Source organism: Pseudomonas sp. B16(2017) (assembly GCF_002113205.1).
GTDB lineage: Bacteria > Pseudomonadota > Gammaproteobacteria > Pseudomonadales > Pseudomonadaceae > Aquipseudomonas > Aquipseudomonas pharyngis.
In genome coordinates this window covers 383402-404989 of the sequence record NZ_NEKA01000002.1, presented here as the reverse complement: position 1 = coordinate 404989, position 21588 = coordinate 383402, and the positions used below count along the sequence as shown (strand labels likewise).

Annotated in this window: 17 protein-coding genes; all 17 read left to right on the top strand. The window is 62.3% G+C overall.

Going from position 1 to position 21588, the window contains the following annotated elements:
* The first annotated feature begins 13 nt into the window (after window positions 1–13).
* The 17 genes from hutC to mdoH all read left to right on the top strand — a co-directional run bounded on the left by hutC (window position 14) and on the right by mdoH (window position 21429).
* Entirely contained in the window at window positions 14–724 is a 711-nt protein-coding gene (hutC, locus tag CAG25_RS04480; RefSeq protein WP_170844914.1) for a histidine utilization repressor, read from the top strand.
* 9 nt (window positions 725–733) lie between these two features.
* Entirely contained in the window at window positions 734–1303 is a 570-nt protein-coding gene (locus CAG25_RS04475) for a HutD family protein (protein ID WP_085611158.1), read from the top strand.
* A gap of 420 nt (window positions 1304–1723) precedes the next feature.
* On the top strand, window positions 1724–3421 hold the full coding sequence (gene hutU, locus CAG25_RS04470) for a urocanate hydratase (protein ID WP_085611157.1): 1698 nt from the start codon (window positions 1724–1726) through the stop codon (window positions 3419–3421).
* Window positions 3422–3565: 144 nt separating this feature from the next.
* A complete protein-coding gene (locus tag CAG25_RS04465; RefSeq protein ID WP_085611156.1) occupies window positions 3566–5038 on the top strand; it encodes a cytosine permease in 1473 nt (490 codons plus the stop codon).
* Window positions 5039–5108: 70 nt separating this feature from the next.
* Window positions 5109–6077, top strand: coding sequence for an ABC transporter substrate-binding protein (locus CAG25_RS04460; RefSeq protein ID WP_085611155.1), 969 nt, complete (start codon window positions 5109–5111; stop codon window positions 6075–6077).
* 84 nt (window positions 6078–6161) lie between these two features.
* Window positions 6162–7013 (top strand): proline/glycine betaine ABC transporter permease, encoded by an 852-nt coding sequence (locus CAG25_RS04455; RefSeq protein WP_085611154.1) that lies wholly within the window; start codon window positions 6162–6164, stop codon window positions 7011–7013.
* Window positions 7010–7840, top strand: coding sequence for a glycine betaine/L-proline ABC transporter ATP-binding protein (locus CAG25_RS04450; RefSeq protein WP_052266509.1), 831 nt, complete (start codon window positions 7010–7012; stop codon window positions 7838–7840). Before CAG25_RS04455 ends, CAG25_RS04450 begins: the two co-directional genes overlap by 4 nt.
* Before the next feature lie 72 nt (window positions 7841–7912).
* Entirely contained in the window at window positions 7913–9436 is a 1524-nt protein-coding gene (hutH, locus tag CAG25_RS04445; RefSeq protein ID WP_085611153.1) for a histidine ammonia-lyase, read from the top strand.
* 116 nt (window positions 9437–9552) lie between these two features.
* A complete protein-coding gene (hutH, locus tag CAG25_RS04440; protein ID WP_085611152.1) occupies window positions 9553–11085 on the top strand; it encodes a histidine ammonia-lyase in 1533 nt (510 codons plus the stop codon).
* Window positions 11086–11142: 57 nt separating this feature from the next.
* On the top strand, window positions 11143–12348 hold the full coding sequence (hutI, locus tag CAG25_RS04435) for an imidazolonepropionase (protein WP_085611151.1): 1206 nt from the start codon (window positions 11143–11145) through the stop codon (window positions 12346–12348).
* 10 nt (window positions 12349–12358) lie between these two features.
* The gene (gene hutG / locus CAG25_RS04430; RefSeq protein WP_085611150.1) at window positions 12359–13162 is read left to right on the top strand and encodes an N-formylglutamate deformylase; all 804 of its coding nucleotides are present in this window, start codon (window positions 12359–12361) and stop codon (window positions 13160–13162) included.
* A 193-nt stretch (window positions 13163–13355) separates the two neighbouring features.
* Window positions 13356–14303 carry a choline ABC transporter substrate-binding protein gene (locus CAG25_RS04425; RefSeq protein WP_085611149.1) on the top strand — a complete coding sequence of 316 codons (948 nt, stop codon included), beginning with the start codon at window positions 13356–13358 and terminating at the stop codon, window positions 14301–14303.
* Complete coding sequence (locus tag CAG25_RS04420; protein WP_085611148.1) at window positions 14303–15220, top strand: alpha/beta hydrolase; 918 nt, start codon at window positions 14303–14305, stop codon at window positions 15218–15220. Before CAG25_RS04425 ends, CAG25_RS04420 begins: the two co-directional genes overlap by 1 nt.
* 104 nt (window positions 15221–15324) lie before the next feature.
* Entirely contained in the window at window positions 15325–16296 is a 972-nt protein-coding gene (pip, locus tag CAG25_RS04415) for a prolyl aminopeptidase (RefSeq protein ID WP_007952436.1), read from the top strand.
* Complete coding sequence (gene dtd / locus CAG25_RS04410; RefSeq protein WP_064592873.1) at window positions 16293–16730, top strand: D-aminoacyl-tRNA deacylase; 438 nt, start codon at window positions 16293–16295, stop codon at window positions 16728–16730. The genes pip and dtd overlap by 4 nt, the downstream gene beginning before the upstream one ends.
* A gap of 321 nt (window positions 16731–17051) precedes the next feature.
* A complete protein-coding gene (locus tag CAG25_RS04405; protein ID WP_085611241.1) occupies window positions 17052–18866 on the top strand; it encodes a glucan biosynthesis protein G in 1815 nt (604 codons plus the stop codon).
* On the top strand, window positions 18859–21429 hold the full coding sequence (gene mdoH / locus CAG25_RS04400) for a glucans biosynthesis glucosyltransferase MdoH (protein ID WP_064592875.1): 2571 nt from the start codon (window positions 18859–18861) through the stop codon (window positions 21427–21429). Before CAG25_RS04405 ends, mdoH begins: the two co-directional genes overlap by 8 nt.
* Window positions 21430–21588: the final 159 nt, after the last annotated feature.

The window sequence follows — 21588 nt, the reverse complement described above, 5'->3', positions numbered from 1 at the left end:
GTTGGCCGCGAACATGGGCGACAGTCCGGCGCCCTTGTACGCCCGCGTCAAACAGATGATCACCCAGCAGATCGACAGCGGTAACTGGCCGCCGCATTACCGCGTGCCGTCGGAAAGCGAGCTGGTCAGCCAGTTGGGCTTCAGCCGCATGACCATCAACCGCGCACTGCGGGAAATGACCGCCGACGGTCTGCTGGTACGCATGCAAGGCGTCGGCACGTTTGTCGCCGAACCGAAGAGCCAGTCCGCGCTGTTCGAGGTGCACAACATCGCCGACGAAATCGCCTCCCGTGGCCATCGCCACACCTGCCAGGTGATCACCCTGGAAGAAGAGGCCGCCGGCTCCGAGCGCGCGCTGGCGCTGGATATGCGCGAAGGGCAAAAGGTCTTTCACTCGCTGATCGTGCACTACGAAAACGATATTCCTGTGCAAATCGAAGACCGCTTCGTCAATGCGTTGGTCGCCCCGGAATACCTCAAGCAGGACTTCACCCTGCAAACGCCTTACGCCTACCTGAACCAGGTCGCGCCGCTGACCGAAGGCGAGCACGTGGTCGAAGCGATTCTTGCCGAAGCGTCCGAATGCAAATTGCTGCAGATCGAAAAAGGCGAGCCTTGCCTGCTGATCCGCCGCCGTACCTGGTCGGGTCGTCAGCCGGTCACGGCGGCACGCCTGATTCACCCCGGTTCCCGTCATCGTCTGGAAGGACGGTTCCATAAATAGAGAGCATAAATGAATGGTTTGAAGGTTTTACGCGCCGAAGGCTACCCGCGCATGCCGTGGAAAAACGGCGGCGGCAGCACCGAGGAAATCACCCGTGACGCCGGCGCCGGCCTCGACGGTTTTGGCTGGCGTCTGTCGATTGCCGACATCGCCGAATCCGGCGGCTTTTCGACCTTCGCCGGTTACCAGCGGGTCATCACGGTGTTGCAGGGCGACGGCATGACCCTGTGTGTCGACGGCGACGATACCCAACCGTTGTTACCCCTCGACCCGTTTGCCTTCAGCGGCGAAAGCCAGGTGTCCTGCACCTTGCTCGGCGGCGCGATCCGTGACTTCAACCTGATCTACTCGCCCCAGCGTTATAGCGCACGCCTGCAATGGCTGGACGGCGAACAGCGGTTTTTCAGTTCGGCGAGCACCGTGCTGGTCTTCAGCGTCAGCGAATTGCTGGAGGTCACGGTCGGTGACAGTGCGTCGCAACTCGGCCGCCATGACTGTCTGCAACTGGACGGTAACACCGGGCTGACCGAGATCGCCGTCAATGCCGGCTGCTGCGTGATCGAACTGTCCCCGCGCTGATCCTTCACACGCTCTTCGTGGGAAACGATCAAAAACCGCTGCTTTGAAAGCAGCGGTTTTTTTTCGTCCCGACGTTCCCGAAATGCGCACCAACTTGTTACCGAACGCCCCAGCGTGGCGCAGAACCACGCTTCCGTAACAACCTCTCGCCACCCTCAATCCACCCCGCGAAAAATTTCATGGACGCCAGAGCCCTTGATTCAGGCGCTCTGCAGCCCTGTTCGGAATTTTTATTGAACAGCCCTCCAACAAGTTGGCCGCTTGATTGCATATGCTTGTATGTACAAGTAAAGACGTATGCGTATGAGTCGATCGAGACTCTCCGCGGCGTCCACTGATTCGCTTGTCGCGCACTGAGGCGCACAGGCTGCTTGCCCACTGCCAGGGTTGGTTTGAATTGATCGCTGAGGAGTCTTTTTCGTGACTGACAATAAGCCTACAACTGCCGTTTATACAAAGAGACGTGATGTTGAGATCCGCGCCGCCCGCGGCAACAAGCTGACCGCCAAGAGCTGGCTGACCGAAGCGCCGCTGCGCATGTTGATGAACAACCTCGACCCGGAAGTCGCCGAGAACCCGAAAGAGCTGGTGGTCTACGGTGGCATCGGTCGCGCGGCGCGTAACTGGGAGTGCTACGACAAGATCGTCGAGAGCCTCACCAACCTGAACGAAGACGAAACCCTGCTGGTGCAATCGGGCAAGCCGGTCGGCGTGTTCAAGACCCACAGCAACGCCCCGCGCGTACTGATCGCCAACTCCAACCTGGTGCCGCACTGGGCGACCTGGGAACACTTCAACGAACTCGACGCCAAAGGCCTGGCCATGTACGGCCAGATGACCGCCGGCAGCTGGATCTACATCGGCAGCCAGGGCATCGTCCAAGGCACCTACGAAACCTTCGTTGAAGCCGGTCGCCAGCACTACAAAGACAACCTCACCGGCAAGTGGGTCCTGACCGCCGGCCTCGGCGGCATGGGCGGTGCCCAGCCACTGGCCGCGACCCTCGCCGGTGCCTGCTCGCTGAACATCGAATGCCAGCAGATCAGCATCGATTTCCGCCTCAAGACCCGCTACGTCGACGAGCAGGCCAAAGACCTCGACGACGCGCTGGCCCGCATCGCCAAATACACTTCCGAAGGCAAGGCGGTTTCCATCGCCCTGTGCGGCAACGCCGCCGAAATCCTTCCGGAACTGGTCAAGCGCGGCGTGCGCCCGGACATGGTCACCGACCAGACCAGTGCCCACGACCCGCTCAACGGTTACCTGCCGGCCGGCTGGACCTGGGACGAATACCGCGCCCGCGCCAAGACCGAGCCAGCCGCTGTGGTCAAGGCCGCCAAGCAATCGATGGCCGTCCACGTCAAAGCCATGCTCGACTTCCAGAAAATGGGCGTGCCGACCTTCGACTACGGCAACAACATCCGTCAGATGGCTCAGGAAGAAGGCGTCGAAAACGCATTCGATTTCCCTGGCTTCGTACCGGCCTACATTCGTCCGCTGTTCTGCCGTGGCATCGGCCCGTTCCGCTGGGCTGCGCTGTCGGGTGATCCGCAGGACATCTACAAGACCGACGCCAAGGTCAAAGAGCTGATCCCGGACGACGCGCACCTGCACAACTGGCTGGACATGGCCCGCGAGCGCATCAGCTTCCAGGGTCTGCCGGCGCGTATCTGCTGGGTCGGCCTGGGCCTGCGCGCCAAGCTCGGTCTGGCGTTCAACGAAATGGTGCGCAGCGGCGAGCTGTCGGCGCCGATCGTGATCGGTCGCGACCACCTCGACTCCGGCTCGGTCTCCAGTCCGAACCGTGAAACCGAGTCGATGCAGGATGGCTCCGATGCCGTTTCCGACTGGCCGCTGCTCAACGCGCTGCTGAACACCGCGAGCGGTGCGACCTGGGTGTCCCTGCACCACGGCGGCGGCGTCGGCATGGGCTTCTCCCAGCACTCGGGCATGGTGATTGTCTGCGACGGTACTGACGAAGCGGCCGAGCGTATCGCTCGCGTGCTGCACAACGACCCGGGCACCGGGGTCATGCGTCACGCCGATGCCGGTTACCAGATCGCCATCGACTGCGCCAAGGAACAAGGGCTGAACCTGCCGATGATTACCGGCAAGTAATGCTTGCCCTGTAGGAGCGAGCCTGCTCGCGATAGCGGTTTGTCAGTCAACGAAAATGTTGCATGAACCGCCCTCATCGCGAGCAGGCTCACTCCCACAGGTACCAAAACAGCAAAATCCAGAACAATCCACAGAGGTTGAATCATGGCGGGCAACACCGATCGTGCAGGCAGTAAACCGTTGATCGAAAGGCGTTCGATCGACTACATCCCGGAAGCGGAAAGACACGGTCGTCTGTTCAGTCAGTTCACCCTGTGGATGGGTGCCAACCTGCAAATCACTGCGATTGTCACCGGGGCCCTGGCCGTGGTGCTGGGCGGCGATGTGTTCTGGTCGTTGATCGGTCTGCTGATCGGTCAACTGCTGGGCGGCGGGGTGATGGCGCTGCACGCGGCGCAAGGGCCGAAGCTTGGCCTGCCGCAGATGATTTCCAGCCGGGTGCAGTTCGGCGTCTACGGGGCGGCGATTCCGATCGTGCTGGTGTGTCTGATGTACCTCGGCTTCACCGCCACCGGAACGGTGTTGTCCGGTCAGGCGCTGGGCCAGTTGTTCGGGGTCAGCGACACCATCGGCATCCTGCTTTTCGCCAGCGTCATCGTGGTGGTCACGGTGCTCGGCTATCGGGTGATCCACTGGATCGGCCGCATCGCCAGTGTCATTGGCGTGATCGCTTTCGTGTACCTGTTCAGCCGCTTGATGAGTCAGGTGGACGTCGGCGCACTTCTGGAAATCCGCCACTTCAGCTGGAGCAGTTTCCTGCTGGCGGTGTCGCTCGCGGCCTCCTGGCAGATCGCTTTCGGCCCTTACGTGGCGGATTACTCGCGTTACCTGCCAAGCAAGGTGTCTTCGGTGAAAACCTTCTTCGCCGCAGGCGCCGGTTCGGTAATCGGTGCGCAGGTGGCGATGATCCTCGGTGTGTTCGCGGCCGCTTCGGCCAACGGGCAATTCGCCGGTCATGAAGTCGCCTACATCGTCGGTCTGGGCGGGACCGGTGCCACCGCCGCGCTGCTGTATTTCAGCATCGCGTTCGGCAAGGTCACCATCTCCACCCTGAACTCCTACGGCAGCTTCATGTGCATCGCGACCATCATCAGCGGCTTCCGTGGTCACCTGATGGTTACCCGGATGCAGCGTCTGGTGTTCGTGCTGGGGATCGTCGGCGCGGCGACCCTGATCGCGCTGCTCGGCCAGCACTCGTTCCTCGGTGCGTTCAAGTCCTTCATCCTGTTCCTGCTGGCGTTCTTCACGCCGTGGAGCGCGATCAATCTGGTGGACTACTACTGCATTACCCGCGAGCGCTACGACGTACCGGCGCTGGCGGATCCGAACGGTCGCTACGGCCGCTGGAACATCCTCGGTATCAGCGTTTACGTGTTCGGGGTGCTGGTGCAACTGCCGTTCATTTCCACCAAGTTCTATACCGGTCCATTGGTAGCGGCCCTGGGGGATGTGGATATTTCCTGGATCATCGGTCTCGTGCTGCCCGCAGCGCTGTATTACGTCTGCGCGAAAAAATGGCACGGCACCGTACCCGATCAACTGATTCTGCCCGTCGAGCAGGACAGCGTTGTACAACCTAAAACAAGCGGGGCCGGTCGCGCTGCGGCGCAGGCCTGATTTGGACGTGGACAGGGCTGGATGCCTCTTGACTGCCGTAAGCCAATTCATGATTAGGAGCGTCACAACAATGAAATCGAACAAGACCCTGCTGACCACATTGCTTTCCATGGGCCTGCTGGCCAGCGCCGGCGCGACCCAGGCCGCCGGCTGGTGCGAGTCCGGCAAACCGGTGAAATTCGCCGGCCTGAACTGGGAAAGCGGCATGCTGCTGACCGACCTTCTGCAAGTGGTGCTGGAAAAAGGTTACGACTGCAAGACCGACAGCCTGCCGGGCAACTCCATCACCATGGAAAACGCCCTGAGCAGCAACGACATCCAGATCTTCGCCGAAGAATGGGTTGGCCGCAGCGAGGTCTGGAACAAAGCCGAGAAGGCCGGCAAGGTCGTCGGTGTCGGCGCGCCGGTGGTCGGTGCGGTGGAAGGCTGGTACGTGCCGCGCTACGTGATCGAAGGCGATGCCAAGCGCAAGATCGAAGCGAAGGCACCGGACCTGAAAAACATCGCCGATCTGGGCAAATACGCCGCCGTCTTCAAGGACGCCGAAGAACCGTCCAAGGGCCGCTTCTACAACTGCCCGGCCGGCTGGACCTGCGAGCTGGACAACAGCGAAATGCTGAAAAGCTACGGCCTGGAAAACAGCTACACCAACTTCCGCCCGGGCACTGGTCCGGCGTTGGATGCGGCCGTGCTGTCGAGCTACAAACGTGGCGAGCCGATCCTGTTCTACTACTGGACGCCAACCCCGCTGATGGGCCAGATCGACGCAGTCAAACTGGAAGAGAAACCGGGCGTCGACAAGACCGTGACCATCAAGGTCGGTCTGTCCAAGACCTTCCACGAACAAGCGCCGGAGCTGGTGGCCGTGCTGGAAAAGGTCAACCTGCCGATCGACCTGCTGAACCAGAACCTGGGCCGCATGGCGAAGGAACGTATCGAGTCGCCAAAACTGGCGAAAATCTTCCTCAAGGAACATCCTGAGGTCTGGCATGCGTGGGTCAGTGAAGACGCTGCCAAGAAAATCGACGCGGCGCTGTAGGTCGAATTCCTCCCGGCCAACCGAGAGGCTGGCCGGGGTGTTCGCCGCAATCGCTTGATTGAGTTTCCTGATTGAGAGCCGCTTATGTTTCCCGAAAGCTTTACCTTTTCCATCGCCGACTGGGTCAACGGTTGGGTCGATGCGCTGGTCACCAACTATGGCGATGTGTTCCGCCACATCTCCGACACCCTGCTGTGGGCCATCGTCAATCTTGAAGGCCTGCTGCGCGCCGCACCGTGGTGGTTGATGCTGGCCATCGTCGGCGTCGTGGCCTGGCACGCAACGCGCAAAGTCGTGACCACCGCCGTGATCGTCGGTCTGTTGTTCCTGGTCGGCGCCGTCGGTCTGTGGGACAAGTTGATGCAGACCCTCGCGCTGATGATGGTGGCGACGGTCATTTCGGTGCTGATCGGCGTACCGCTGGGGATTCTCTCGGCGCGCAGCAATCGCCTGCGTTCGGTGCTGATGCCGCTGCTCGACATCATGCAGACCATGCCGAGCTTCGTGTACCTGATTCCGGTGCTGATGCTGTTCGGCCTGGGCAAGGTGCCGGCGATTTTCGCCACCGTGATCTACGCCGCGCCGCCGCTGATCCGCCTGACCGATCTGGGCATCCGCCAGGTCGACGGCGAAGTGATGGAAGCCATCAACGCCTTCGGCGCCAACCGCCGGCAGCAACTGTTCGGCGTGCAACTGCCGCTGGCCCTGCCGAGCATCATGGCCGGGATCAACCAGACCACCATGATGGCCCTGTCGATGGTGGTAATCGCCTCGATGATCGGCGCCCGTGGCCTGGGTGAAGATGTGCTGGTGGGCATTCAGACCCTCAACGTCGGACGCGGTCTCGAGGCCGGTCTGGCGATCGTGATTCTCGCAGTGGTCATCGACCGCATTACCCAGGCGTATGGTCGGCCACGGCATGAGGTGAGCAAATGAGCAACGCAACCGTGAGCAAGATCGAAGTCAAAAACGTCTTCAAGATTTTCGGCAACCGCGCCAAGGACGCTCTGGCGATGGTCGGCCAGGGCAAGACCAAGGATCAGGTGCTGAACGAAACCGGTTGCGTGGTCGGGGTCAACGACTTGTCCCTGAGCATCGGCACCGGCGAGATCTTCGTGATCATGGGCCTGTCCGGCTCCGGCAAATCGACCCTGGTGCGTCACTTCAACCGCCTGATCGACCCGACCAGCGGCGCGATCCTGGTGGACGGCGTGGACATCCTGCAATACGACATGGAAGCCCTGCGCGAATTTCGCCGGCACAAGATCAGCATGGTGTTCCAGAGCTTCGGTCTGCTGCCGCACAAGACCGTGCTCGACAACGTCGCCTACGGCCTGAAAGTGCGCGGCGAGAGCAAGCAGCTGTGCGCCGAACGCGCGCTGCACTGGATCAACACCGTGGGCCTCAAGGGCTACGAAAACAAATACCCGCACCAGCTCTCCGGCGGCATGCGCCAACGTGTGGGCCTGGCCCGCGCCTTGGCAGCGGACACCGACATCATCCTGATGGACGAAGCGTTCAGCGCGCTGGATCCGCTGATCCGCGCCGAGATGCAGGACCAGTTGCTGGAGCTGCAAAAGACCCTGCACAAGACCATCGTCTTCATCACCCACGACCTCGACGAGGCCGTGCGCATCGGCAACCGCATCGCGATCCTCAAGGACGGCCGCCTGATCCAGGTCGGCACGCCGAAAGAGATCCTGCATTCGCCGGCGGACGAGTATGTCGACCGCTTCGTGCAGCGGCGGGCGGCGGTGGTTTAAACAGATTTGTGTTGGCTGGGCCGGCCCCGAAATCGTCGGCAAAGCTGCATCAATGTTCGGATGAGGTTTTAGATGTCCCAGGCTGAAAAAATCGTTATCGCCGACGCTCCGATGCGTTGGCAGGATGTGGTCGCAGTCGCTCGTCATGGCGCGCAGCTCGAGCTGTCGGCCCAGACCTGGGCGCGCATTGAAAACGCGCAGGGCATCGTCCAGCGCATCGTCGCCAGCGGTGAGCGCGCCTATGGCGTGAACACCGGGCTCGGTGCGCTGTGCAACGTCTCGCTGAAAGACGAACAGCTCAGCCAGCTGTCGCGCAACACCTTGCTCAGCCATGCCTGCGGCGTCGGTCCGGTGCTGGCCGATGAGCAGACCCGCGCCATCCTGTGCGCTGCGATCCGCAACTACAGCCACGGCAAATCCGGCATTCATCGCCGGGTGGTCGAAGCGCTGCTGGCGCTGCTCAATCGCGGTATCACCCCACAAGTGCCGTCCCAGGGTTCGGTGGGTTACCTGACCCACATGGCGCACATCGGCATCGCGCTGTTGGGCGTGGGCAATGTCAGCTATCGCGGGCAGATCGTGTCTGCACAGCAGGCGCTGGCCGAAGAGGGCCTGCAACCGGTGCAGCTCGGGGCGAAGGACGGTCTGTGCCTGGTCAACGGTACGCCGTGCATGACCGGCCTCGGTTGCCTGGCGATTGCCGACGCCACGCGTCTGGTGCAATGGGCCGATGTGATTGGCGCCATGAGTTTCGAAGCCCAGCGCGGCCAGATCGCCGCGTTCGATGCCGAGATCATTGCGCTCAAACCGCATCCGGGCATGCAGCAGGTCGGCGTCAATCTGCGCGCCTTGCTCGATGGCAGCGAAGTGATTGCGTCGAGCAAAGGCATTCGCACCCAGGATGCCTTGAGCATCCGCTCGATCCCGCAGGTGCACGGCGCCGCCCGCGATCAACTGGAACACGCGATCAAACAGATCGAAACCGAACTCAACGGCTGCACCGACAACCCTTTGCTGCTGGGCACGCCGGACGATTTCCGGGTGATGTCCCAGGCCAACCCGCACGGGCAATCAGTGGCGCTGGCGGCGGATCTGCTGGCCATTGCAATGGCCGAAATCGGCTCGATTGCCGAGCGGCGTCTGGATCGCCTGATCAACCCGCACGTCAGCGGCCTGCCGGCGTTTCTGGTGGCCAATCCGGGGGTGAACTCCGGGATGATGATCGTGCAATACGTCGCCGCGTCGCTGTGCGCGGAAAACCGCCAGTTGGCGCAACCGGCGGTGCTCGACAATTACGTCACTTCGGGCCTGCAGGAAGATCACTTGAGCATGGGCACCAACGCCGCGCTGAAGCTGCACCGCGCGCTGGAAAACTGCACGCAGATCCTCGCCATCGAGTACCTGCTGGCGGCCCAGGCGTTTGAATTTCTCAAGGAACAGCGCTTCGGCGCGGGCACCGATACCGCCTGGCGACTGCTGCGCGAAAAAGTCCCGGCCTACGATCAGGACCGCTGGCTGGCGCCGGATATCGCCGCTGCCGCAAGCGTTCTGAAAGATACGGATCTGCTGCACAACGCATTACCGAATTTGCACTGAAAACTACCCACGCCAGCGTGCCAAGGCGCGGCTCCCCAAAAGGGCAGACGCGACGGACAACGGACATCTCCGGAGCGTCTGGCGAGTTAACAATAAACTCTCAAAAGGAGCACAAAATGACTGCGCTGAACCTGATCCCCGGCCAACTGAGCCTGGCCCAACTGCGTGACATTTATCAGAACCCGGTCAAGCTGACCCTCGACAACAGCGCCAGCGCGCAGATCGAAGCCAGCGTGGCCTGCGTCGAGCAGATCCTCGCGGAAAACCGCACCGCCTACGGCATCAACACCGGTTTCGGCCTGCTGGCCTCGACCCGCATCGCCAGCGAAGACCTGGAAAACCTCCAGCGCTCGCTGGTGCTGTCCCACGCCGCCGGTGTCGGCCAGCCGATCAGCGATGAGCTGGTGCGCCTGATCATGGTGCTCAAGGTCAACAGCCTCAGCCGTGGTTTCTCTGGCATCCGTCGCGTGGTGATCGATGCGCTGATCGCGCTGATCAACGCCGAGGTCTATCCGCACATTCCGTTGAAAGGCTCGGTGGGTGCCTCCGGCGACCTGGCACCGCTGGCGCACATGTCGCTGGTGCTGCTGGGCGAGGGCAAGGCGCGCTACAAGGGCGAGTGGATGGAAGCGACCGAAGCGCTGAAAGTCGCCGGTCTGACGCCGCTGACCCTGGCGGCGAAAGAAGGTCTGGCGCTGCTCAACGGTACTCAGGTTTCCACCGCATTCGCGCTGCGCGGCCTGTTCGAAGGTGAAGACCTGTTCGCCGGCGCGCTGGCGCTGGGCGGTCTGACGGTGGAGGCGGTGCTCGGTTCGCGTTCGCCGTTCGACGCACGCATCCACGCTGCCCGTGGCCAGAAAGGCCAGATCGACGCCGCTGCCGCTTACCGCGATCTGCTGGGCGAGCGCAGCGAAGTCTCCGACTCGCACCAGAACTGCGAGAAGGTGCAGGATCCGTACTCGCTGCGTTGCCAGCCGCAAGTCATGGGCGCGTGCCTGACCCAGTTCCGCCAGGCCGCCGAAGTGCTGGCCATCGAAGCCAACGCCGTGTCTGACAACCCGCTGGTGTTCGCGGCCGAAGGCGACGTGATTTCCGGCGGCAACTTCCACGCCGAGCCCGTCGCCATGGCCGCTGACAACATGGCGCTGGCCATTGCCGAAATCGGTTCCCTGAGCGAGCGCCGCATCTCGTTGATGATGGACAAGCACATGTCGCAGCTGCCGCCGTTCCTCGTCGCCAACGGAGGCGTGAACTCCGGCTTCATGATCGCCCAGGTGACCGCTGCGGCCCTGGCCAGCGAAAACAAGGCGCTGTCCCATCCGCATTCGGTGGACAGTCTGCCGACTTCTGCCAACCAGGAAGACCACGTGTCGATGGCCCCGGCTGCCGGCAAGCGCCTGTGGGAAATGGCCGAGAACACGCGCGGGATTCTTGCGGTGGAATGGCTGGCGGCGGTGCAGGGCCTGGACCTGCGCAACGGCCTGAAGACCTCGACCAAACTGGAGCAGGCTCGCGGGATTCTGCGTCGCGAAGTGCCGTTCTACGAGAAGGACCGCTTCTTTGCGCCGGACATCAATGCGGCGACCGAACTGCTGGCTTCGCGGGTGCTGACTGAGCTGGTTCCGGCGAAACTGCTGCCGAGCCTTTAACCACCACTGATCGTTCCCACGCAGAGCGTGGGAACGATCGCAAGACGAGGACTTGGGATGAAAACCCTCTGGCAACACTGCCACGTCGCAACCATGGCGCAAGGCATCTACTCGATCATCGAGGATGCGGCCATCGTGACGTCCGGTGCACTCATCGAGTGGATCGGCCCGCGCAGCCAATTGCCGTCAGGCGAATACCCGGCGGTCAATGACCTGCAAGGCGCGTGGGTCACTCCCGGCCTGATCGACTGCCACACCCACACCGTGTTCGGCGGCAACCGCAGCGGCGAGTTCGAGAAGCGCCTGCAAGGCGTCAGCTATGCCGAAATCGCAGCGGCCGGCGGCGGCATCGCCAGCACTGTGCGGGCCACGCGCGAAGCCTCGGAAGACGAGCTGTTCGCCAGCGCCGTCAAACGCTTGAAAAGCCTGATGCGCGACGGCGTGACCACAATCGAAATGAAGTCCGGCTACGGCCTCGATCTGGCCAGCGAGCGCAAGATTTTGCGGGTCATCCGTCGCCTCGCCGCCGAGCTGCCGATCAGCGTGCGCAGCACCTGCCTGGCCGCCCATGCCTTGCCGCCGGAATACCAGGATCGCGCCGACGATTACATCGATCACATCTGCGCCGAGATGCTGCCCGCGCTGGCCGCCGAAGGCCTGGTCGATGCGGTGGATGCGTTCTGCGAATACCTGGCGTTCTCCCCGGAACAAGTCGAGCGGGTGTTCATCGCCGCGCAAAAACTCGGTCTGCCGGTGAAGCTGCACGCCGAGCAATTGTCGTCGCTGCACGGCTCCAGCCTCGCTGCGCGCTACCACGCACTTTCCGCCGATCACCTGGAGTTCATGGACGAAGCCGACGCCATCGCCATGGCCGAGTCCGACACCGTCGCGGTGTTGTTGCCGGGCGCGTTCTACTTCCTGCGCGAAACCCAGTTGCCGCCGATGGACGCCCTGCGCAAACACAAGGTGAAAATCGCCATCGCCAGCGACCTCAACCCCGGCACCTCGCCGGCGCTGTCGTTGCGCCTGATGCTGAACATGGCCTGCACCTGTTTCCGCATGACCCCGGAGGAAGCCCTGGCCGGCGCCACGATTCACGCGGCGCAAGCCTTGGGCATGGCCGAGACCCACGGTTCGCTGGAAGTCGGCAAGGTCGCCGATTTTGTCGCCTGGCAGATCGACCGCCCTGCGGATCTGGCGTACTGGCTGGGTGGTGAACTGGACAAACGCGTCGTGCGTCACGGCGTTGAATCAAGTCTGTAGGAGAGCGGTTGTGGATAAGGTTCTGAACTTCAAACAAGGTCGCGTGCCGCTGCTGATCAGCATGCCCCACGCCGGTGTGCGCCTGACCCCGGCGGTCGAGGCCGGGTTGATCCCGGACGCGAAAAGCCTGCCGGACACCGACTGGCACATTCCGCAGCTCTACGATTTCGCCGCCGAACTGGGCGCCAGCACCCTGGCGGCCGAGTACTCGCGATTTGTCATCGACCTGAACCGGCCGTCCGACGACAAACCGCTGTACGCCGGCGCCACCACCGGGCTGTACCCGGCGACGCTGTTCGATGGCATTCCGTTGTTCAAGGACGGGCAGGAGCCGTCGAAAGAAGAGCGTGCGACCTATCTGGAGCAGATCTGGACGCCGTATCACCGCACCTTGCGGGAAGAGCTGGCGCGGCTAAAAGCCGAGTTCGGTTACGCACTGCTGTTCGATGCGCATTCGATCCGCTCGATCATCCCGCACCTGTTCGATGGCAAGCTGCCGGACTTCAATCTCGGCACTTTCAACGGCGCCAGTTGCGATCCGCAGTTGGCCACGCAACTGGAAGCGATCTGCGCCCGCCATGGCGATTACAGCCATGTGCTGAACGGACGCTTCAAGGGCGGCCACATCACCCGTCACTACGGCAACCCGGCGGAAAACATCCACGCCGTGCAACTGGAGCTGGGCCAGTGCACCTACATGGAAGAGTTCGAACCGTTCCGCTACCGCGCCGATCTGGCGGAGCCGACGCGGGTGGTGCTGAAGGAATTGCTGCAAGGGCTGCTTGCCTGGGGCAAATCCCGCTATACCGCATAACTTTGTGGGAGCAAGCCCGCTCCCACAAGGGTTTTGGGTTTTCACGGGTTCCGCGTTCCAACGGGGTCGCCACCGTGCAAATCCCGGTCGCCACAGTTCGCTTTTCCCGCTCGTCTGCTGCGTAATGTTTCGGCCACGGTGCAAGAAGACACCGATCCGAACAATAACCCGCTGCCGCACGAGACGATCCCACATGAAAAGACTGTTCACTCGTTGTGCGTTAATCCTGACCGGCAGTGCGCTGCTCAGCGCCGGTGCCATGGCTTCCGATGATGCTTCCTGCAAAACCGTGCGCATGGGCGTGGTCAACTGGACCGACGTGATCGCCACCAGCGGCATGGCCGACGTGCTGCTCAACGGCCTCGGCTACGAAAGCAAGCAGACCAGCGCGGTGCAGCAAATCATCTTCGCCGGCATCCGCGACAAGCGTCTGGATATCTTCCTCGGCTACTGGAAACCGGCGATGGACAAGAACATCGCGCCATTCCTCGCCGCCAATCAGGTCAAGGTCATGGACAGGCCCAGCCTGGCCGACGCCCAGGCGACGTTGGCAGTGCCGGATTACGTAGCGGCGGCGGGGCTGAAAACCTTCGGCGACATCGCGAAATTCAAGGATCAACTCGGCGCCAAGATCTACGGCATCGAGCCCGGCAGCGGCGCCAACACCACGATCAAGACGATGATCGAAACCAATCATTTCGGCCTGAAGGATTTCAAGATCATCGAATCCGGTGAGGCCGGCATGCTCGCCGCCGTGCAGCGGGCGGTGAACCGCAAAGAGTTCGTGGTGTTCGTCGGCTGGACCCCGCACCCGATGAACATCAACATGAAAATCACCTACCTGACCGGCAGTGAAGACGTCTACGGCCCGAACGAAGGCGCCGCCACCGTTTCCACCGTCACCGCGCCGGACTACGCCGAGCGCTGCCCGAACGTCCATCGACTGCTGGAAAACCTGACCTTCACCGCCGCCCAGGAAAGCCAGTTGATGGTGCCGATCATGGAGCGCAAGACCCCTCAGGAAGTGGCGAAGAGCTGGCTGCGTGAGCATCCCGAAGACCTGCAACGCTGGCTGGCGGGTGTCAGCAGTTTCGATGGCAAGGACGGCGTGGCCACGGTTCAGGCCAGCCTGAAAAACTGATGGGCACTTATCCACTTTCACCGGCGATGGCGGCGTTCGTTGCCAGAACCGAAAGCTTCGCCAGCGATGACAGCAGCCTCGGCGGATTGCGCAAATCCTATGACGACATGTGCCGCGCCTTCACGCCCGAACGGCCGGCGGGTCTGGAGGTGGTGGATTTCCAGTTGAGCGGGGTGGCGGTGCGTTCGTATCGCCCGCCCGTCCGGCCATCGGCCAGTGGCTGGCCGTGCGTGTTGTACCTGCACGGCGGCGGTTGGGTGGTCGGCGGGCTGGATTCCCATGACTTCATCTGCTGCGAGCTGGCCATGGCGCTTGGGGCAATGGTGGTGGCGGTGGATTACCGGCTGGCGCCGGAACATCCGTTCCCCGCCGGTTTCGAGGATTGCCTGAGCGTCTGGCGCGCGTTGCGCAGTGGGCCCTTCTGGTTCGACCCCGGACGGATGCTGGTGGCGGGCGACAGCGCCGGCGGCAATCTGGCGGCGGCGCTGTGCCTGGCACTGCGCGATGCCGGCGAGCCGCTGCCGGGTGCGCAGGTCTTGATCTATCCGGGGCTGGGAGGCGACGAGCAGTTAGCGTCACGCAGCGAATGTGCCGATGCGCCGTTGCTCGCCAGCAGCGATCTCGACTGTTATCACGCCTTGTACCTGCGCGGCACCGCCAAGCCGAACGCCTATGCGATGCCGTTGCTGGCCGGGGACTTCAGCGGTTTGCCCCCGGCCTGGATCGCCGTGGCGCAGTTCGACCCGCTGCGTGACGACGGTGTGCGCTGCGCCGAGCGGCTGAACGCGGCGGGCGTCGACGCGGCGCTGTATTACGGCGAAGGGCTGGTTCATGGCTGCCTGCGGGCGCGACATCAGGTCGCCGAGGTCGATCGTCTCTTTGAGAACCTGCTGGGGTTCATGGCTGACAAAATGTGACAGCGTACGGGCATGCTCATTGACGTAAATCGGGTTTATGATGCCGGACGGCAGAATAATAGAAGTCCCCCCAGGGATGACCTCGACCCCTTACGGAGCGCGCAATGCAGACTTTGTTTCCGCAGATCAAACCTCACGCACGGCACGATCTGGCCGTCGATGACACCCATACGCTGTACGTCGACGAAAGCGGTTCACCGGAAGGTTTGCCGGTGGTGTTCATCCACGGAGGTCCCGGCGCCGGATGCGACGCCCAGAGTCGCCGCTATTTTGATCCGAACCTGTATCGCATTGTCACCTTCGATCAGCGCGGCTGTGGTCGTTCCACGCCTCACGCCAGCCTGGAAAACAACACCACCTGGGATCTGGTCGAAGACCTCGAGCGCATCCGTAAACATCTGGGCATCGACAAATGGGTGCTGTTCGGCGGTTCCTGGGGTTCGACCCTGGCGCTGGCCTACGCGCAGACCCACCCGGAGCGCGTGCACGGTCTGATCCTGCGCGGGATCTTTCTCTGCCGTCCGCAGGAAATCGAATGGTTCTACCAGGCCGGCGCCAGCCGTCTGTTTCCCGACTACTGGCAGGACTACCTCGCGCCGATTCCGCTGGACGAGCGCGACGACCTGCTCAGCGCTTTCCACAAACGCCTGACCGGCAACGACCAGATCGCCCAGATGCACGCAGCCAAGGCCTGGTCGACCTGGGAAGGGCGCACCGCGACCCTGCGTCCGAATCCGCTGGTGGTCGACCGTTTCTCCGAGCCGCAGCGCGCCTTGTCGATCGCGCGGATCGAATGCCACTACTTCACCAACAATGCCTTCCTTGAGCCAAACCAGCTGATCCGCGACATGGGCAAGATCGCCCATCTGCCGGGCGTGATCATCCACGGCCGCTACGACGTGATCTGCCCGCTCGACAACGCCTGGGAACTGCATCAGGCCTGGCCGAACAGCGAGCTGCAGGTGATCCGCGATGCCGGCCACGCCGCGTCCGAACCGGGTATCACTGATGCGCTGGTACGCGCCGCCAGCAAAATGGCCCGGCGCCTGCTCGACCTGCCGCCCGAAGAAGCATGAAGGGGCTGTTGCAGCGCGTGAAAGGCGCGCGGGTCGAAGTGGCGGGCGAGGTGGTTGGCAGTGTCGATCAGGGTTTGCTGGTGCTGGTGGCGGTAGAACCCGACGACACGCCGGCCAGCGCCGACAAACTTCTGCATAAGCTGCTTAACTATCGAGTGTTCAGTGACGCCGAGGGCAAGATGAATCTGTCCCTGGCGGATGTGGGCGGCGGGTTGCTGCTGGTCTCTCAGTTCACCCTCGCTGCCGACACCAAAAGCGGGTTGCGCCCGAGTTTCTCGACCGCCGCCCCTCCGGCGCTGGGCGAAGAATTATTCGACTATCTATTAAGCAAAGCGAAACAGATGCATGGCACAGTGGCATCAGGTAGATTCGGCGCGGATATGCAGGTGCACCTGGTCAACGATGGCCCGGTAACCTTCCTGTTACAGACATGAAAGTGCTTGAAACAACTTTTTAAGGGCTTTTCGACTGAAAACAGGGAATTTTCGCGATAAATACTTTGTTACCCCTGATGCGTTGTCACGCGGGCTACTAGATAATCGCGCGCTACGGGGATCAGCGTTCGTTGGTCCATTTTGACTTAGGTAGAGACTTGTCCGGATCCGATTGGGGAATCATTTTGACCCAGCGGAGTCGGAACAATGCTCGCCAACTTGGCAAGGGTGTCCTGCAAGGTCGGTTTTTTTGTACCGAATCCCTCACAGGCACTTCATCTGGCCGTTGGTTTATTGATCTGTTTTCGGCGAGGGTTGCTCGTGATTGTTAGTCCCTGTAATGCAGCAAAATTGTCTGCCAAACGCTTGCGCAGCGCTCTGGTAGCGGGCTCGGCAGTACTCTGCCTGCTCAGCGCCGGCCAGCTTTGGGCATTCAATCTTGACGATGTGTCGGCCAAGGCCAAAGAGCTGGCCGGGCAGAAGTTCGAAGCCCCGCGCAGCAACCTGCCGAACGAATTCCGTGAAATGAAATTCGCGGACTATCAGAAGATTCGTTTCCGCACCGAAAAAGCCGAATGGGCCGACCAGAAGACCCCGTTCAAGCTGTCCTTCTATCATCAGGGCATGCACTTCGATACGCCGGTGAAAATCAACGAAATCACCGCGAACACCGTCGAAGAGATCAAATACGATCCGAGCCGTTTCGATTTCGGCGACCTGCAGTTCGATCCGAAGGCCACCGAACAACTGGGCTACGCCGGTTTCCGTGTGCTGTACCCGATCAACAAGGCTGACAAGCAAGACGAAATCATGACCATGCTGGGCGCGAGCTACTTCCGCGTCGTCGGCAAGGGTCACACCTACGGTCTGTCGGCCCGTGGCCTGGCGATCGATACCGCTCTGCCGTCCGGCGAAGAATTCCCGCGTTTTCGCGAGTTCTGGATTCAGCAGCCGAAGCCGGGCGACAAGCACCTGGTGATCTTCGCCCTGCTGGATTCGCCTCGTGCGACCGGCGCCTACCGTCTGATCCTGCGTCCGGGCAGCGACACCATTGTCGACGTGAAGGGCCAGATGTACCTGCGTGACAAGGTTGGCAAGCTCGGCATCGCGCCGCTGACCAGCATGTTCCTGTTCGGCGCCAACCAGCCGTCGAAGGTGCTCAACTACCGTCGTGAACTGCACGACTCCAGCGGTCTGTCGATCCATGCCGGCAACGGCGAGTGGATCTGGCGTCCGCTGAACAACCCGAAACACTTGGCTGTCAGCCAGTTCAGCGTCGAGAACCCGCGTGGTTTCGGTCTGCTGCAACGTGGCCGTGACTTCAGCCACTACGAAGACCTCGACGACCGCTACGACAAGCGCCCAAGCGCCTGGATCGAGCCGAAGGGCGACTGGGGCAAGGGCACCGTTGATCTGGTCGAGATCCCGACCGCCGACGAAACCAACGACAACATCGTTGCGTTCTGGAACCCGGAAAAACTGCCGGAGCCTGGCCAGCCGCTGGACTTCGCCTACCGTATGCACTGGACCATCGACGAAGCCGCGCTGCACGCGCCGGACAGCGCTTGGGTCAACCAGACCCTGCGTTCGACCGGTGACGTCAAGCAATCGAACCTGATCCGTCAGCCGGATGGCAGCGTTGCCTACCTGGTCGATTTCGAAGGCCCGTCCTTGGCCGCTTTGGCCCCGGATGCGGACGTTCGCAGCCAGGTCAGCGTCGGCGACAACGCCGAGCTGGTCGAAAACAGCGTGCGCTACAACCCGGAAACCAAGGGCTGGCGCCTGACCCTGCGGATGAAGATCAAGGACGCGAGCAAGTCCACCGAGATGCGCGCAGCCCTGGTGCAGCCAGTGGTCACCGCTGATCTGGCCAAGTCTTCGGTACCGACGTCCAATTCGTCGGTAGCCAAGGCCGACAAGGTTGCCGCCAAGCAACAAGAGAAAGCCGACAAGGAAGCCAAGGCCGCCGAGGCCAAACAGGCCGACGCCAAGCCGGTTGCAGATGCCAAGGACAAGGCCAACAAAGACGCCAAGCAGCCAGCCGCTGCGGACGCGGCCCCAGCCACACCGGAATCGGCACCGACTGAAGAAGTCCTGACCGAGACCTGGAGCTATCAGTTGCCTGCCGATGAGTAACTCTCAAGTACAGCCAGAGACTCTGTCCGAGTACCTGGCGCATCTGCCGATGACCGACGAGCAGCGCGCGGAACTCGCGGGCTGCCAGTCCTTCAGCGAATTGCATGAACGCCTGTCGTCCAAGACCTTTGACGCACCGACCGAAGCCGCCCAGGCTTCGGTGGGCAAGCGCCTGATCCTGAGCACCGCCGAAGAGCTGCAAGACGCGGAAATGCTGGTGCTCGACGCCAGCGGCCGGGTCAGCATGAAGGCCACGCCGCCGATCCGTCGGACCAAGGTCGTGCCGGAGCCGTGGCGCACCAACATTCTGGTGCGTGGCTGGCGTCGCCTGACCGGCCGGACCAACCCGCCGCAACCGCCGAAGGACGCCAACGTGCTGCCGGCGGCGCGCTGGCGTACGGTCGGTTCGATCCGTCGCTACATTCTGCTGGTGCTGATGCTGGGCCAGACCATCGTCGCCGGCTGGTACATGAAAGGCATCATGCCGTACCAGGGCTGGTCGTTCGTCGATCTGGAAGAAGTCCTGCATCAACCGCTGCTGCAAACCGCCACGCAAGTGCTGCCGTATGCGCTGCAAACCAGCATTCTGATCATGTTCGGGATTCTGTTCTGCTGGGTGTCGGCCGGTTTCTGGACCGCGCTGATGGGCTTCCTCGAATTGCTCACCGGCCACGATAAATACCGGATCTCCGGTAAAAGTGCCGGCAACGAGCCGATTCCGAAAGACGCGCGCACCGCACTGGTGATGCCGATCTGCAACGAAGACGTGCCTCGGGTGTTCGCCGGTCTGCGCGCGACGTTCGAGTCGGTCGCCGCTACCGGTGACCTGGACCGTTTTGACTTCTTCGTCCTCAGCGACAGTAACGACACCGACATCTGCGTGGCCGAGCAACAGGCCTGGCTGGACGTCTGCCGCGAAGCCAAGGGCTTCGGCAAGATCTTCTATCGCCGCCGTCGCCGTCGCGTCAAACGCAAGAGCGGCAACCTCGACGACTTCTGCCGTCGCTGGGGCGGTGACTACAAGTACATGGTCGTGCTCGACGCCGACTCGGTGATGAGCGGCGAGTGCCTGACCAGTCTGGTGCGCCTGATGGAGGCCACGCCGGACGCCGGCATCATCCAGACCGCGCCGCGCGCTTCGGGCATGGACACGCTGTATGCGCGCATGCAGCAGTTCGCCACTCGCGTGTACGGTCCGCTGTTCACCGCCGGCCTGCACTTCTGGCAGCTGGGTGAATCCCACTACTGGGGTCACAACGCGATCATCCGCATGAAGCCGTTCATCGACCACTGCGCCCTGGCGCCGTTGCCGGGCAAGGGTGCGTTCTCCGGTGCGATTCTCTCTCACGACTTCGTTGAAGCTGCGCTGATGCGCCGTGCCGGCTGGGGCGTGTGGATTGCCTACGATCTGCCGGGCAGCTACGAAGAACTGCCGCCGAACCTGCTCGACGAACTCAAGCGTGACCGTCGCTGGTGCCACGGCAACCTGATGAACTTCCGTCTGTTCCTGGTCAAAGGCATGCACCCGGTGCACCGCGCGGTGTTCCTGACCGGCGTGATGTCTTACCTGTCGGCGCCGCTGTGGTTCTTCTTCCTGGTGCTATCGACCGCGCTGCTGGCGGTGAACACGCTGATGGAGCCGCAGTACTTCCTCGAACCGCGTCAGCTCTATCCGCTGTGGCCGCAATGGCACCCGGACAAGGCGATCGCGCTGTTCTCGACGACCATCGTGCTGCTGTTCCTGCCGAAGCTGTTGAGCATCATCCTGATCTGGGCCAAGGGCGCGAAAGAGTTCGGCGGCAAGTTCAAGGTGACCGTGTCGATGCTGCTGGAGATGCTGTTCTCCATGCTGCTGGCGCCGGTGCGGATGATTTTCCACACCCGTTTCGTTCTGGCCGCGTTCCTCGGCTGGGCCGCGACCTGGAACTCGCCGCAGCGTGACGACGACTCCACGCCGTGGAGCGAAGCGGTCAAGCGTCACGGCCCGCAGACCCTGCTGGGCTTCTTCTGGGCGCTGCTGGTGATCTGGCTGAACCCGAGCTTCCTGTGGTGGCTGGTCCCGATCGTCGGTTCGCTGATGCTGTCGATTCCGGTGTCGGTGATTTCCAGCCGCGTCGGTCTGGGCCTCAAGTCTCGTGACGAGAGCCTGTTCCTCATCCCCGAGGAATACAATCCGCCACAGGCGCTGCTGGCCACCGATCAGTACACCCACGAAAACCGCTGGCACGCACTGAATGACGGCTTCATCCGCGCGGTGGTCGATCCACAGCAGAACGCCCTGGCGTGCTCGCTGGCGACCTCGCGTCACGGTCAGGCCGAGCCGATCGAATGGCTGCGCCAGGAACGTGTGCGTCACGCGATCAAGGTCGGCCCGGCCGGGCTGAACAACCATGATCGCCTGCAATTGCTGAGCGATCCGGTGGCCCTGGCCCGTCTGCACGAGCAGGTGTGGGCCGAAGGTCACGCCGAGTGGCTGGACGCATGGCGGGCCTCGGTGAAAGCCGATCCCCATGCGCCGCTGCTGCCGCTCAAGCCGGTGAGCTTGCAGGCGCAACCGGCCTGATGAAGAAACCCCGCGAAAGCGGGGTTTTTTTTGCCTGCCGATTACCGTCCCGGACTGCGTCCCATCCGGCAGCAACCGATCAAAAAACCTTGTGCAAACGGACGAGTGCGTTAGCATCCGTCCCCGAATTGGCGCACCCGGACAATCTTGTCCATTTCT

Bases quoted from the DNA above. Each gene is read 5' to 3' on its own strand.
- CAG25_RS04460 (WP_085611155.1), top strand. From the start codon at position 5,109: ATGAAATCGAACAAGACCCTGCTGACCACATTGCTTTCCATGGGCCTG.
- CAG25_RS04420 (WP_085611148.1), top strand. From the start codon at position 14,303: ATGGGCACTTATCCACTTTCACCGGCGATGGCGGCGTTCGTTGCCAGA.
- CAG25_RS04465 (WP_085611156.1), top strand. From the start codon at position 3,566: ATGGCGGGCAACACCGATCGTGCAGGCAGTAAACCGTTGATCGAAAGG.
- hutI (WP_085611151.1), top strand. From the start codon at position 11,143: ATGAAAACCCTCTGGCAACACTGCCACGTCGCAACCATGGCGCAAGGC.
- mdoH (WP_064592875.1), top strand. From the start codon at position 18,859: ATGAGTAACTCTCAAGTACAGCCAGAGACTCTGTCCGAGTACCTGGCG.
- hutC (WP_170844914.1), top strand. From the start codon at position 14: ATGGGCGACAGTCCGGCGCCCTTGTACGCCCGCGTCAAACAGATGATC.
- CAG25_RS04450 (WP_052266509.1), top strand. From the start codon at position 7,010: ATGAGCAACGCAACCGTGAGCAAGATCGAAGTCAAAAACGTCTTCAAG.
- pip (WP_007952436.1), top strand. From the start codon at position 15,325: ATGCAGACTTTGTTTCCGCAGATCAAACCTCACGCACGGCACGATCTG.
- dtd (WP_064592873.1), top strand. From the start codon at position 16,293: ATGAAGGGGCTGTTGCAGCGCGTGAAAGGCGCGCGGGTCGAAGTGGCG.
- hutH (WP_085611153.1), top strand. From the start codon at position 7,913: ATGTCCCAGGCTGAAAAAATCGTTATCGCCGACGCTCCGATGCGTTGG.
- CAG25_RS04425 (WP_085611149.1), top strand. From the start codon at position 13,356: ATGAAAAGACTGTTCACTCGTTGTGCGTTAATCCTGACCGGCAGTGCG.
- hutH (WP_085611152.1), top strand. From the start codon at position 9,553: ATGACTGCGCTGAACCTGATCCCCGGCCAACTGAGCCTGGCCCAACTG.
- CAG25_RS04455 (WP_085611154.1), top strand. From the start codon at position 6,162: ATGTTTCCCGAAAGCTTTACCTTTTCCATCGCCGACTGGGTCAACGGT.
- CAG25_RS04475 (WP_085611158.1), top strand. From the start codon at position 734: ATGAATGGTTTGAAGGTTTTACGCGCCGAAGGCTACCCGCGCATGCCG.